This is a genomic window from Streptomyces sp. NPDC096193 (assembly GCF_040302905.1).
Lineage (GTDB): Bacteria > Actinomycetota > Actinomycetes > Streptomycetales > Streptomycetaceae > Streptomyces.
This window is the reverse complement of sequence record NZ_JBEOSJ010000004.1, coordinates 392,958-405,526: the sequence shown is the minus strand read 5'-3', so window position 1 is coordinate 405,526 and position 12,569 is coordinate 392,958. Positions and strand designations below refer to the sequence as shown.

At 70.6% G+C, this 12,569-nt stretch carries 11 protein-coding genes and 2 pseudogenes; 3 read left to right on the top strand and 10 right to left on the bottom strand.

All coding sequences use genetic code 11. The features are described 5' to 3' along the window. Positions 1–26: 26 nt before the first annotated feature. From ABTX78_RS09615 to ABTX78_RS09605, 3 genes are all read right to left on the bottom strand, one after another. Positions 27–383 carry a PRC-barrel domain-containing protein gene (locus ABTX78_RS09615; RefSeq protein WP_352206222.1) on the bottom strand — a complete coding sequence of 119 codons (357 nt, stop codon included), beginning with the start codon at positions 381–383 and terminating at the stop codon, positions 27–29. A 295-nt stretch (positions 384–678) separates the two neighbouring features. After that, positions 679–1,986: a hypothetical protein gene (locus tag ABTX78_RS09610; protein WP_352206221.1), complete on the bottom strand. Its 1,308-nt coding sequence runs from the start codon at positions 1,984–1,986 to the stop codon at positions 679–681. Positions 1,987–2,203: 217 nt separating this feature from the next. Continuing rightward, positions 2,204–3,535 carry a YncE family protein gene (locus ABTX78_RS09605; RefSeq protein ID WP_352206220.1) on the bottom strand — a complete coding sequence of 444 codons (1,332 nt, stop codon included), beginning with the start codon at positions 3,533–3,535 and terminating at the stop codon, positions 2,204–2,206. 161 nt (positions 3,536–3,696) lie between these two features. Here ABTX78_RS09605 and ABTX78_RS09600 point away from each other — a divergent pair, with 161 nt between their 5' ends. Beyond that, positions 3,697–4,347 carry a TetR/AcrR family transcriptional regulator gene (locus ABTX78_RS09600; protein ID WP_352206219.1) on the top strand — a complete coding sequence of 217 codons (651 nt, stop codon included), beginning with the start codon at positions 3,697–3,699 and terminating at the stop codon, positions 4,345–4,347. Between the two features lie 216 nt (positions 4,348–4,563). On the opposite strand, the gene ABTX78_RS09595 is transcribed toward ABTX78_RS09600, so the two are convergent. The 6 genes and pseudogenes from ABTX78_RS09595 to ABTX78_RS09575 form a co-directional block, all read right to left on the bottom strand. Then, positions 4,564–5,064 (bottom strand): SRPBCC family protein, encoded by a 501-nt coding sequence (locus tag ABTX78_RS09595; protein ID WP_352206218.1) that lies wholly within the window; start codon positions 5,062–5,064, stop codon positions 4,564–4,566. Further along, positions 5,061–5,444, bottom strand: a complete 384-nt coding sequence (locus ABTX78_RS09590) for a metalloregulator ArsR/SmtB family transcription factor (protein ID WP_352206217.1) — start codon at positions 5,442–5,444, stop codon at positions 5,061–5,063. The genes ABTX78_RS09595 and ABTX78_RS09590 overlap by 4 nt, the downstream gene beginning before the upstream one ends. A gap of 68 nt (positions 5,445–5,512) precedes the next feature. After that, complete coding sequence (locus tag ABTX78_RS09585) at positions 5,513–5,911, bottom strand: nuclear transport factor 2 family protein (protein ID WP_352206216.1); 399 nt, start codon at positions 5,909–5,911, stop codon at positions 5,513–5,515. A gap of 446 nt (positions 5,912–6,357) precedes the next feature. Continuing rightward, positions 6,358–6,615, bottom strand: coding sequence for a zinc-binding dehydrogenase (locus tag ABTX78_RS09580; RefSeq protein WP_352206215.1), 258 nt, complete (start codon positions 6,613–6,615; stop codon positions 6,358–6,360). A 394-nt stretch (positions 6,616–7,009) separates the two neighbouring features. Further along, positions 7,010–7,312, bottom strand: a pseudogene (locus ABTX78_RS36125) (alcohol dehydrogenase catalytic domain-containing protein); the annotation flags it as partial. Positions 7,313–7,394: 82 nt separating this feature from the next. After that, on the bottom strand, positions 7,395–10,082 hold the full coding sequence (locus ABTX78_RS09575) for an NPCBM/NEW2 domain-containing protein (protein WP_352206214.1): 2,688 nt from the start codon (positions 10,080–10,082) through the stop codon (positions 7,395–7,397). Between the two features lie 341 nt (positions 10,083–10,423). Between ABTX78_RS09575 and ABTX78_RS09570 the strand changes: the two genes are divergently transcribed. Beyond that, positions 10,424–10,912, top strand: a complete 489-nt coding sequence (locus tag ABTX78_RS09570; protein WP_352206213.1) for a GtrA domain-containing protein — start codon at positions 10,424–10,426, stop codon at positions 10,910–10,912. A gap of 93 nt (positions 10,913–11,005) precedes the next feature. On the opposite strand, the pseudogene ABTX78_RS09565 reads toward ABTX78_RS09570, so the two are convergent. Beyond that, positions 11,006–11,825 (bottom strand): annotated as a pseudogene (locus ABTX78_RS09565) (nitroreductase/quinone reductase family protein). Here ABTX78_RS09565 and ABTX78_RS09560 point away from each other — a divergent pair. After that, a complete protein-coding gene (locus tag ABTX78_RS09560) occupies positions 11,712–12,011 on the top strand; it encodes a hypothetical protein (protein WP_352206311.1) in 300 nt (99 codons plus the stop codon). The pseudogene ABTX78_RS09565 and the gene ABTX78_RS09560 sit on opposite strands and share 114 nt — an antisense overlap. Positions 12,012–12,569: the final 558 nt, after the last annotated feature.

Sequence of the window (12,569 nt, the reverse complement as noted above, 5' to 3'; positions counted from 1 at the left end):
ACTTTCTGAGAGAAGGCGGAACCGGGTCAGCGGCGCGCCAGCTGACGTTCGCCGCCGGGGCCCGGCTGGTAGGGCAGTTCGTAATGCTCGAAGATCCCCTTCTCGTCCTCGGCGGGGAGCACGTCGTCGGTTCCGATCGACGGCGCCTCCTTCACCACGGACTTGGGATACGCGACCCGCACATAGCCGGGCCCGACCACGGCGCCCGCCAACGGCACGAACACGAGCCGGTGCCGCGTCGGCAGCCCGACGAGAACCGTCGCCACCGCCGGCTCGTCGGTCCTCGTGTCGACATACACGGCCTCCAGCGATCCGATCTTGCGGCCCTCGGGGTCGATCACACCGTGGGTGCGCCATTCCCGGATGTCTGCACTCTTGATCACGTCGGTTCTCCTCGTCTCACCCCCGTGCCAGGGGATCGTTCAGTGGCACCGCACCGGTGATCCTCGCGCACGAGGAAGCCGTACGACGCGAACGCCACCCCGGCGGCCGGTGACGGCCGAGGCGGCTGCGACGCCGGTCGGGCTCCTGCTCTCTCGTGTGACCGCTCGACGCGGATCCACGCCACCGTGCGGCACCAAGACACCCGGAAGGCACCTGGATTGCGCGGGGGAGTGGGCCGGAACGCCGGATCGCCGCCGCCCTGGTTCGGGCGGCGGCGATCCGGCGTTGCGTCCGTCAGCTGTCGCCGGCGGGCCCGGCCACCTTCTGCCGGCGGAACAGAGCGGCAGCGGCCAGTACCGCGGCGAGTGCCGCGCAGCTCACCGCCGTCAGATCCGCCCAGGCGAAGGCCTCACCGAGCGTGTTGCCGAGGACGTCGATGGCGCCGAAGCCCGACGTCGAGTAGACGGCGAGCACCCCGATGGCCGTGGCGGCGGCCGCCGCCCAGGTGCCCACCGACTCCTGCACCGCGAGCCAGATACCGAAGACGAGGCAGAGCACGGCGATGGCCGGCGACACCACGTCCGCGTACCCGCCGTCGCGCAGGGCTCCCAGATCCGTCGGGAGATGCATCGCACCGCACCCCAACAGGGCCAGTGCCGCGGCCCAGCGCGGGAGCGAGCGCACGACCGACGAGCCGCCGCGGGCAGGGGTGGCCGCCTCGGCGGGGGGCGTGGACGGCGCGGTGGTCGGGACGGAGAGAGGCGGAACGAGGACCGGCAGGGCGGGACCGGCAGACGTCGTGAGCGTCGGCGCGGGCGTGCGCACCGTGACCGGCCGGGTCGCGGCCTGCGTGGTGGGGCGGTCGGCCACCTGCGTGGCGGCCGCGGCGCCGACGTGGACGGCGGGCCAGCCCTCACCCGTGGCGAAGTGGGTGGTGTCGTGGACGCCGGGGAGTTCGTCGAAGGCGGGGGGAAAAGCGGGAGGATGAACGGCCGCCGCCGGCTCGGCCACCCCGGTCGGCGCGTGGGGGTCCGCGCCGAACCCCGTGCCGAACTCGGTGCCGAGGGGTGCCTGCGGCTCCGTGCCGAACGGTGCCTCGTCCTCCGTGTCCGACGTGTCCGATTCCGTGCCGGACTCCGGGCGGGGCTCGGTGCCGGATTCCGCACCGGGTACGGTCATCGACCCCGTGCCGCTCCGTGTGCCGTGGTCCGTACCCAGGATCGCCACCAGTTCGGCAACGTCCTCGATCGACCTGCCCATGGCTGCGGCGCGAAGCGTCGTACCGGCCTCGCCGGTGTCGTGGGGTGTCTCGTTGAGCAGAGTGACCAACTGGCGGACCTCTTCCAGAGGACGGGCCACAGCGGCGGCGCGCAGTGCTTCGTCGCCGGGACGCGACAGTTCACCGGTCCGGTTCAGCAGACTGACGAGTGCGGCGACCTCGTCCAGGGGACGGTGCGTCGCCGCGGTCCACAGGAGGGTGCGTATCGGTTCGTCGTTGCTGCTCGCGGTCGCGTCCGGTCGTCCCGCGGGGAAGGGACCCGTCCGCCCCGCAGAACCGTCGTCGGAACGGTCCTCCGGGGAGGGGGTGGGTGCAAAGGACATGGCGGGCTCCCTGTGCCAGATTCCACGGTGACGGCACCGTGATGGCCTCTGTGCGCCATGAGGCGCACGCTTCGCTTCATCCAAACGCGATGTCAGGGCGTTCCGCCATCCGGGACCGGCATTCGGGGGGTGGACGGCGGCCTCGGCGTCGTGCGGCAGGACAAGGGCCGGACCGGTCGGCCGGTCCGGCCCTTGCGCGGAGCCCGCTGACCGGCAGTCAGGGGGCCTCGGGACCGGTCCAGCCGGCTGTCACATGCGCGATCCGCACCCGCTGCGGGTGGTCGCCGACGTCCACGGACGCCACCTTGCGACCCGTGGCGAAGTCGATCGCCGTCACTCGGTCGGCGCCGGCCTCGGAGATGACGCAGGAGGCTCCGTCACCGCTGACGGTCGCCCAGTAGGGCTTGGAGGCCGTCACCAAGGGCCCCTCTCGCAGTGAGGCCCGGTCGACGACCGTGGCGTAGTCGTCCATCGTCCCGGCGACGCAGAGCTTGTCGCCCGCGGGGCTCATCGACATGCCGTGGTGACGGGAGTCGTTGACCCAGGTCGTACGGTCCTCACTGGTCGCCGGGTTCTTCGGCAGCGTCTTGAGGCGGGTGATGGTGTCGGAGGCGACGTCGTACTCGAGGAAGCCGTTGAAGAAGGAGACCTGGAAGTACAGCTTCGACTCGTCGGGTGTGAAAGCGACCGGACGCACCGAGTCCGACAGGTCCTTGCGGCCGAAGGCGTCGAGGCGGGCCCGCATGTCGATCACCTTGACCTGCTTGTAGGTCTCGGTGTCGACGACCGTGATGCGACGGTCGCCCTTGGTCCAGTCCATCAGCGGGTCGTCCAGCGCGGTGTTGACCTCGCCGATCGACATGTTCCACAAGTACCTGCCGCCGCCGGTGAAGACGTTCTCGTGGGGCTTGTCGCCGGTCTTGAACGAGCCGAGTTGCCTGCCCGTCCGAATGTCGAGCACATGCACGGTGTTCGACGTCGACGCCGACACGGCGACGCGTGTGCCGTCGGGCGAGACCGCCATGTGGTCGGAGCGGAAACCGGAGACGGGGAAGCGCCAGTTGATGCGTCCGGTGGCGAGGTCGATCGACACGACGTCCGCGAAGCTCGGGCGCGAGACGACCATCGCCGTGCCGTCGGGTGTGGCGTACATGTCGTCGACGAACTGGTCGTGGCCCTCGCCGGGGCCGCTGCGGATGCCGAGGAAGAAGACGAGCTTCAGCGGGTTGAGATAGATCTCCGTCAGGCGCTGGTCCTTGTCGGGGATGACATTGATCCTGCCGATCCTGGCGAAGTCGCCGCGGGCCTTGATGACATCGGCGGTGCCGTCCCAGTTGTTGCCGACGAACATCACCTGCTGGAGGCCGGGGGCCGGGTCCTGGGTGGTGGGGTTATGGGGTGACGTGGGGGTGGCAAGTGCCGTGGCCGAGCCGGTGACCGTGAGGGCGACCACGGTGGCGAGGGTGCCGAGCGTGCGCAGTAACGGGCGCTGTGGGGAAGCGGCCGAGGGGGAGTCGCGCCAGGGACGCCGGCGTGCGGGCAGGGACATCTGCGGTCCTTTCCGTGGGGGCGGGTCGGGCCTTGCGATGCTGGGCGAGAATCTGAATACGGATGACTTCAGACTGAGCTACTGGAAAGTAACGACAGGCGGGCGACGCCACAAGAGTCGTGACAGGAGAAAATGGCCGGGACGTCAGCGGGGGAGGCACAGTGGCCGGCAGGCTGAGACAACCGACCGGCCGCTACGGAGGCAGGTCGGCAGCGGAGCGCCGGGCCGACCGTCGGCAGCGGTTCCTGGCCGCGGGGCTCCAGCTCTTCGGGGACAGCCCGGGCTACCGGGCCACGACCGTCTCGGCGCTGAGCGAGGCAGCAGGCCTGTCCACGCGTCAGTTCTACGAGGAGTTCCGGACCCTGGAGGACGTGCTCGCCGCCGTCCACCTCCAGGTCAACGACTGGGCGGAGGCAGCGGCCGTCGCCGCGCTCACGGAGACGGAGGGGCGGCCCATGGCGGAGCGGGCCGCGGCTGCCTTCCGCGCGTATGCGGCCGATGTCACCGGTGACCCGCGGCGCATCCGCATCTCCTTCGTCGAGATCATCGGGGTCAGCCCGCGGTTGGAGGAGCAGCGACTGAACCGGCGTTCACGCTGGGTCGACCTCATCTGCGCCGAGGCGACCGCGGCGGCCGAGCGCGGCGAAGCGGCGACGCGGGACTACCGCATCGCCGCCGCGGCGTTCATCGGCAGCGTGAACGGACTGCTCCACGACTGGAGTGCCGGGCGCGTCGATGCGACGCTCGATCAGGTCGTGGACGAGCTGGTGCGGATACTGCTGGGAATGATGAGACCGACCAACGGCGGCTGATCCGACCGGCTGCTGAGCCCGGGCGCCGGCTGACCTGGGCCACCGGCCGACCGCGGCCCGGCAGCGCGGGGCGCGACCGGTGCCGTCGGCTTTTCAGAGCGGGACGGGCCTGGCGCCGTCGGTGGCGCGTGGTCAGGTGGGACCCCGGCGTATCAGTGGCGGGGCCGGGTGTGCGCGGCGCGTCGGTGGCGCGTGGTCAGGTGGGATCCCGGCGTCTCAGTCGCCCTTGGCCAGGTCCTCGAAGTACGCCTTCTGGGCCGGGTAGTAGTCGTCGAAAGCAGGCGCCGGCGTGCCGTCGCGCGAGGCGACCAGATTGTCGAGGTAGTACTCCCAGCCGGGCCCCATCTCGCCGACGCCCTGGTCGGACCTGAGGTGGTGGACAAGCTGGAGTTCCGTGCTCCCGCCCGACTCGGACAGCCGCAGCTCCAGGTGCCATTCGCCCGCCTCGTCCGTCGTGGTGAGGGCAAGACGCCGCGGGGGCTCGCACGCGTTGATGTACGCGTCGAACCACGGCGCCCCTTCCTCGAACGACATCCGGACCTTGATCGTGCGTCCGGGTGCGGCGTCGCCCTCCCAGGGTCCGAACCAGCGGGCGGTGCGCTCGGGCTCGGTGACACTGGCCCAGACGTCGTCGATGGGCGCCCGCATCGTGCGGGTGACCACCAGATCGCTGCCGTCGGCGGTACGCAGAAGCCGGCCGGTGGGTGTGGGGTTCATGCGGTGTCCTCTGTGCGTTCGACGGATCCTGGGACGGGCTGTCCGGTGCGCTCGCGCCGGTTGCGGTCACGCGTGGTGCGGCGGACCTCGGTCTCCAGGGCGTCGAGCCGGTGCGCCCAGCCCTCCGGGGCCCGGAGGGCCGTGATCCACTCCGCGACTTCGACGAGCGGCGCGGTGTCGAGCCGGTAGAACCGCTGTCTGCCGACCAGTTCGTCGTGGACCAGGCCGCTCTCGCGCAGGACACGCAGATGACGGCTGACGGCCGGACGGCTGATCGTGAACCGCCGCGCGATGTCGCCGGCGGTGAGCGCGGCGCCGCGCAGCATGACGAGGATCTCCCGGCGCACCGGATCGGCGATCGCCTCTGCCACCTCGTCCATGGAAAAAGCGTAACCCATCGGTTACGGGTTTTCCAGGCTGCCGGAGAGCGCGGGGGCGGGCTTGGGCGTCAGACCCTGGCCGGGAAGGAATGGTGCTCGTGCGCGACGACCCAGCGGCCGGCCTCCTTGCGCAGCCCGACCGTCAGACGCAGCCGGCCCCCGGGGTCCTTGCGCAATTCATCCTCGGTGCCGCAGCGCAGCAGCGCGTGCGCGAAGGCGACATCCTCCCCGGCCGTGATGTCGAGCGAGAGGAGGTCGAAGCAGGCACCGAGCTGCTGCCAGACGAAGAACGGCGGCCAGGTCTCCCGGTAGTGGTCGATGCCCCGGACGCCGTCGTCCGGCGGCGGGACATCGAACATGACGATGTCGTCGGCGTGGTCGGCGAGGACACCCTCGATGTCACCCTCGTGCGCGGCCTTCGCCCAGCGTTCGATCAGTGTCCGGATCTGTGTCTCGTCGTCGGTCATGACCTCGTTCCTCTCCGGTCGTGTGCGTGGACGGACGCTCGCACCCGTCCACAGGGGCAGACCGTCGCGACGCGCGCGACTCATCGCCCGCTCCGCCCCTCCTGGTCCGACGGCTCGGCTCGGCGCCGGCGCGGATACGCCGCTCGGCTTCGTCGGTGACGAGACCGGGGGCCTCGCGGTCCGCCGCGCCTGCCTCGACGGCCCGCCCCAACGGGCGCAGCAGGTCGGCCCGTGTCGCCGACGGGCAGTACCCCTTCAGCCTTTCACCGTCGGCCAGGGTGTCCACCGGAGCACGGACCTGCCGGACCGCGGTTCAGGGTCGTGTCCGGCAGGGCGGTGCCCTCCGCGAATCCCGTCACGGCTCCGCCGGTCGCGGTACCGCTTCCCAAGGAACGCCCGACCGCGCGGCCCCCGTCCACCACGCGGGCGCGACACCCACGGCCGCGTCACGACGCCGTACGAACCACGAGCTTGCCCATCTTCTTGCCCTGCTCCAGGTCGTCGTGAGCGGTTCTGATCTTGTCCAGCGCATAGACGTGGACGGGACCGAGAGCGATGGCGCCGTCCGCGATGCCGTCGAGATGGCCCTGCAGCACCTCGGGCGGCAGGTCGGCGGCCTCGCCTCCGTAGCCGGTCAGCCGGACACCGTTCGGGAGGTAGCCGATGGGATAGAAGTCGGGCACGATCCACTCGTTCGACAGCATGCCCGCGAAGCAGACGGTGCCATGGCGCGGGTGGCGGCGAGGGTGTCGGGCAGCTCTTCCGTACCTGGTCGGCGATGCCGTCGTCGTCGAGGAGCGGATGATCGACACCGTGGGCGGCGAGGTCGTCGAGGCGACCCGCGCTGCGGGGCGTCGCCGGCACGGTCGCGCCGAGCTGCTTCGCCAGACCGGTCGCGGCCGGCCCGAGCGCCGAGGTGCCGCCCCGGATCAGCAGCGTCTGCCCGCTCCGGAGGTCCAGGCCGGTGGTCAGCGATCCGTACGCGGTCTGGAGGGTCTCCGGGACGGCGCCGAGGATCTCCCACGGGAGGTCCGAGCGGAACGGGATCACCTGGGACCGGGGCACCACGGTGTACTCCGCGTATCCGCCGTCGTACGTGCGGCCCATGCCGCCCATCATGGTGGCCACCTGCATGCCCCGCGGCAGTCGACCGTCCGGGTCGGCGTCCACCGTCCCCGTCGCCTCGATGCCGGGCACATGGGGGAAGGTCACCCCTTCGGCGAGCCCGAGGCGTGTGTGCAGCTCCGACCGGTTCAGCCCGAACGCCTCGACCTTGATCCGCACGTGGCCGGGACCGGGCTCGGGGACCGGGAGACGCCGCAGGTGCAGGTGGTCGACCGGCCGGGTGCATCGAGCACCACGGCGTTCATCATGGCGTCCACGACGTCCTCCTGGATCCATCGGGCCCGCCATGGTGCACCGGCGGTGTACGGCGGCGCCACCTGCACCGCCGTACACCGCCGAGGCCAGAGGGAATCGTGCCTCAGGAGGCGTCTGCCGCCCGGAGTTGAGCGTCTCCCCAGTCCGCGTGGTCGAAGTTGATGCCGTCGCCGCCGTCCGTCGCGCGGAGCGTCAGCCGTCGTACACCCGTGACATCGACATCGATCGGGTGTGGACCATCGGCGCGGCTCAGCACCCCCGTTGTCGCCAGTACCCGCCCGTCGCCGATGACCTGGAAGACCACCGTGCCCTCGCCGCTGACCTCGTCGTCGACGCCGACCCGCGCGGTGAACCGGTTGTACGCCCCGCCGATGTCGACGGCGACCTCTCCCTCGGCATGCATGCCGAGGCCTTTGTCGTACCGCTCTCCGCGGATGGCCAACGGGCCTCCGTCACCCGCGCTGTTCTCGCCGTTGGACAGATCGCGCTCCACCGGTCCCCAGCCATTGCTCTCGCTGACGAACGGCAGGTCGCTCACGTAGTCGACCCCTGGCGGGGAGACGAAGACGCGCACCGTTCTCAGCGAACGCAGCGGGGGAGTACGGGGCGAAGCGCCGGGAGCCCGGTACTCCGCGGTGACCACCACGTCGTGGTTGCCGTATGCGGTGTCCTTCGGCACCTGTACCGTCCAGTTCGCATCGAGTTCGCTGCCTGTGGGCAGCCGGTCGGCCCCGGCGCCCGCGCCCCGGACCGTCCAGCCGCTGGGAGCGCTCGCCGTGAGCCTGACGTCCGCGGCGGGACCGAACTCCTCGACGAGGAACCGGCCGTCGACCGCCACGCTTTCACCCGGCTCCGCGTCCGTTTTCATCGGCGTCGCTGTGAGAGAGGTCAGCGGCACACGACGTACCGGCTCGTCACAGGTGGTGCGCCCGGGCCTGTCCCGGCAGACGAGCGCGGCGAATCCGCCGTTGCGCACGGTCGGGACCGACAGGGTGTCGTGACGGTCGACGATTCGGGACTCGCGGACCAGCCCGTCCGCTCCGTCGCGTACGACCTCGACCCGCCAGCGACCGGAACCGAGGAAGTCGAGCGGCACGCGTTCGGTGGCGGGTCCGCCGGCGGTGACGCTGCCCAGGAACCAGCGTTCGCCGTTCCGCCGTGCGAAGGCGGCACCGTCGCCCGGGTGCCCGGACAGGAGCCTGGACTCGTCCCAGACGGTGGGTACTTGCTCCAGGAACCGCTCCAACTGCGGCCGGTCGCGGTAGGCCTGGACCGAGCCGGCGTAGTTCTGGAACCCGGATTCGTAGACGACGGACAGGGCCAGTTCGGCGGCCTCGGAGGTGTTGCGCGTACCGAACTGGAATCCCATGGGGGTGTAGTCCATGGACCCCACCGCATTGCGCGTGAACGGCAGGGTGGTGACGTCAGCGATGGAGACGTTGCCCTGCTCGGCGCCGTAGACCGCCTCCATCGTCATCACCTGCGGCCAGGTGCGCTGGATGCCGTGCGGCAGCGTCGAACCATGGAAGTTGACCAGCAGCTTGTGCTCGGCGGTGGCCTGCAGGATGTCGTCGTACCAGCGGAAGCGTGCCTGGGAGTCGGAGTCCATGAAGTCGATCTTCAGCCCGGCGGCGCCCCACTTCTTGATCCTGGGCAGCACCTCCGCGCGCTCGGCGGCGGTGTCCAGATCGCTCCAGTGCATCCACAACAAGACCTTCACGCCGCGCTGTTGTGCGTACGTGATCAGCTGGGGCATCCAGTCGGTGGTCTTCCAGCCGTCGTCGACGAGCGTGTACTCCCAGCCGTGCGCGGCGCTGTAGTCGACGAACCGCTGCTGCGTCTCCAGGCTCCGCTGCGCGGCACCGAATCCGGCGAGCCATGACCACGCGACCCTGCCCGGCCGTATCCACGACGTGTCCCGGATGCGGGACGCCGGGGCGAGGTCGTCGACGAGCGTGGACCCGGTGACCGTGGCCAGGTCGCCGACGACGGCGGTACGCCAGGGGGTGACCAGCGGGCCGGGCGAGCTGATGCGTTCATCCGCGAGCCGGACCGTGTACCGGGTGCTGCCCGCCTCGTGGCTCAGACGGCTGCCCGCGTATCGGCCGTCGACGTCCGACTCGGTCAGCAGCACGAAGCTGTCGCCGGCCCGGAAGAGCGAGGGATAGCCGTAGTCGCCCGCGGCCGCGCCGCCTGCGGTCGTCTCGGTGCGCGGGCGCTCGTAGTTGACGGTGTAGGGCATGAGCCAGGCCGGCGATGCGGCGGGAAGCTGGAAGGCGGACGCTTCCCGCAGGACGGTCACACCGTCCTCGTCCGGCAGCACATAGCGGTACGCCACGCCGTCGTCGGACACCCGGACATCGAGATCGAGCCGGGCGCCGCCGTCACCGGCGAAGGAGAAGCGGGTCTGTGTCATCCGTGCGGTTCGCCGGCGCTCCTTGCCGGTGGTCGTGGTGTAGCGCTCGGTCACCTCGCGGGTGTCCCGGTCGCGCAGCCGCAGACCGGTGGTCAGATCGGCGGCGTCGGTGACGATGCCGAGGGGCGCGGGTTCCAGTACGGTCGCGCCGCCTCGGCGGACGGCGAAGGACAACGTGCCGTCCGTGCCGTCGAGCCGCACATCGGCAGACAGAGGAGCCGGAGCCTCCGTCTGCCGCGTGACCGTCCAGGATCCGCCCTTGCGCTCCTCGGCGGATGCCGGGGCCGTGAGCGTGCCGACGCCGAGCACGGTGCTCAGTACGACGGCCGTCCATGTCAGAAGTCCGAACTTCGAGCTGGGTGACACAGTGAGCACCGAAAGCCTCCACCTCGCCATATGGCAACGTTGTCAGTCTCGCCCTGCGCGCCGATGTGTGCGGCTGATGGCTCCTCAACTACCAACAGGGTCAAACGAAATCGGACGGCGCACCAACAGTGACTACAGCGTTCTCCTGAGGCTGTAAACCCCTCGCGTCACGGTCCGGGGGCGCCCAGGGCGGAGGGCGACCGTGCGGCCCCGGGGAGATACCCCCCGGGTCGTAGGGGGCAACCCTGATCGAAGTGGGGGGTGAACCCCATCGCTGGGCCGACGCGCTCCCCCTAGGTTCTGGACTGGAATGGAGCACCAGCCCAGCAATCCATATCGGAGGCCCTCCCGTGACCGCGCAGTCGAACCAGCCGAAGCCGTCAGGGCATGTGGGCGCGGCCTTCGTCCGGTTCGTCCTCTGTGGTGGCGGCGTGGGGCTCGCGTCGAGCGGAGTCCTGGTCCTGACCCACGGCCTGCTGCCGGTGGCAGTGGCCAACGCGGTGATCACTGTCGTCTCGACCCTGATCGCCACGGAACTGCACGGAAGGGTCACCTTCCGCAGTGAGCGCGGGGGTTGGGGTGTCCACCTCCGGTCCGGACTGACGGTGGCCGTCAGCTATGCCTTCACGACGGGAGCGCTACTCGTCCTGTACGCGGTGCGGCCGACCCCGTCCGTCATCACCGAACAGACCGTGTATCTGACGGCCTCAGCGCTGGCGGGCATCGCGCGGTTCGCGGTACTGCGTGTGGTGGTGTTCGGCGGGGAGCGAAAGGTGCGCCGGGAGCCGGTGCTCGCGAGGACGGGTGTCGCGAGGACGGGCGTGGCGATGGCGGCGTGAGGGGTGGGTGGTGGCGTGGCGTGCGGAGCTGCGTGAACCGGGCGGGCGGTGGATCCTTTCCTCCGCCCGCCCGCCCGGTTCGGGCCTCGGGATCTACTCGGCCGGACGCGGACCCGGCGGGAACGGCACCTCCGCCAGCACCGGCAGCAGCCACTGCTCCTCGTCGTCGAGATGCGCCGTCAGTTCGGCCGTCATCCGGTCCAGTTCGGCGAGGAACCGCCGCCCGCGGATCGGCGGTGGCGATGTCGGCCAGTAGCGCCGCGAGCTCCTCCTTGATCCGGGCGACGGACCGGTGCTCCTGGCGGAGCCGGCTGAGCACGGGCTCCAGGTCCGGGTGGTAGTGGGCGATGGCGGGGAAGATGTGCGCGTCCTCGCTGGTGTGGTGGAACGTCAGGGTTTCGCAGAACGCGAGACAGTGCTGGCGGATCTGGAATCCGAGCCCGGGCGCCACTGTCGCGCCGGGCCCCCGCGCCGCGCGTGCGGCGAGGTGCGCGTCCGCCTCGGCCCGTACGTGGCGCAGCTGGGAGCGCAGCCAGGTGTGCACCTCCAGGAGCTTGTCGGCCAGGGTGTTGACCGGCCGCGGCTGCTCTTCAGGTTCGGTGCGTTCGAGCACCACGACCGGCAACGTCCGGGTGGTGAGGGCCTGGTAGTCGGCATAGCCGGGTGAGACCGCGACAACACGATCGAACAACCGGTCACGGCGGGCCCCTTCGGCTGGTACCGCGACGGCTTCGAAGGACTCCGTGCCGATCTCCACCTGGACGAGGGGGTGGGCCAGCAGATTGTGGTACCAGTCGGGGTGGCTGGAGGCGCCGAGGTTGGACGCGACGACCAGCAGCAGATCGTCTTCGCGTACGAAGCCGAGGGGCGTGGTGTGCTCCTTGCCGGACTGCGCGCCGGTGGTGGTCAGCAGCAGGAGATCACCCCCCTCGAACGGGCCGCCGACCTTTCCCCGGCCGGCTCGGAACTCCTCGATGACGTGCTGGTGGGACGACGTGGGCATACGGTCTCGATACTCCTGAACGTGAGTGACGGCGATGACGCCGAGGGATCGCCCTGGATCGCCGACATATGGCGACGGGCGGCGGGATGGCTGTGACCTGGGACGGCCGGCTGCCTCCGGGCATCGCGCGTGTTGCCGGACACGAGACCGATAACGCGACCCGGCAGCCGTGCACCACACCCCCTCCGGGACACAAGGGTGATGGCGGCAAGACCGGTTGAGGCTGCGCATGGACCGCGGCGCGGCTGCGTACGGATGCCCTATGGAGCGGCAGAACGAGGCGAATGAAGGGGAAGGGGCGAATGAGGAGCGTCGCGCGCAACCGCAGAGGGTGCGCGGGGGCGCTCAGGTCAGACGCAGGTCGCGGAGTGTGAACTCATGGCGGGACCCTTCGGTACGTGGTGATCGCTCGGATCGCCGGCCAGCCCACTGCTCTGTGGCCGACGCCGCGCGTCACGCCGGTCATTACAACCACCCCCGCGCGGGTCTGTCAACGCCTGCCCGGGCGCGCTGTCGCGCCTCTCCTCGCGCTCTCGGTACCCCGTGACACCTCGGGGAGCGCTCTCCGGCCTTGATGGGAGAGCGCTCCCCGAGCCGGCGGTCAAGGAAGCTCCCTCTCGCCGGATTCCGAGAGCCGTGTTGTTCACACACCAC

What these genes read in the sequence shown, in the direction of transcription:
- ABTX78_RS09605 (WP_352206220.1), bottom strand. Translation starts at nt 3,535, where the DNA reads ATGTCCCTGCCCGCACGCCGGCGTCCCTGGCGCGACTCCCCCTCGGCC.
- ABTX78_RS09580 (WP_352206215.1), bottom strand. Translation starts at nt 6,615, where the DNA reads ATGCTGTCGAACGAGTGGATCGTGCCCGACTTCTATCCCATCGGCTAC.
- ABTX78_RS09590 (WP_352206217.1), bottom strand. Translation starts at nt 5,444, where the DNA reads ATGGACGAGGTGGCAGAGGCGATCGCCGATCCGGTGCGCCGGGAGATC.
- ABTX78_RS09585 (WP_352206216.1), bottom strand. Translation starts at nt 5,911, where the DNA reads ATGACCGACGACGAGACACAGATCCGGACACTGATCGAACGCTGGGCG.
- ABTX78_RS09595 (WP_352206218.1), bottom strand. Translation starts at nt 5,064, where the DNA reads ATGAACCCCACACCCACCGGCCGGCTTCTGCGTACCGCCGACGGCAGC.
- ABTX78_RS09610 (WP_352206221.1), bottom strand. Translation starts at nt 1,986, where the DNA reads ATGTCCTTTGCACCCACCCCCTCCCCGGAGGACCGTTCCGACGACGGT.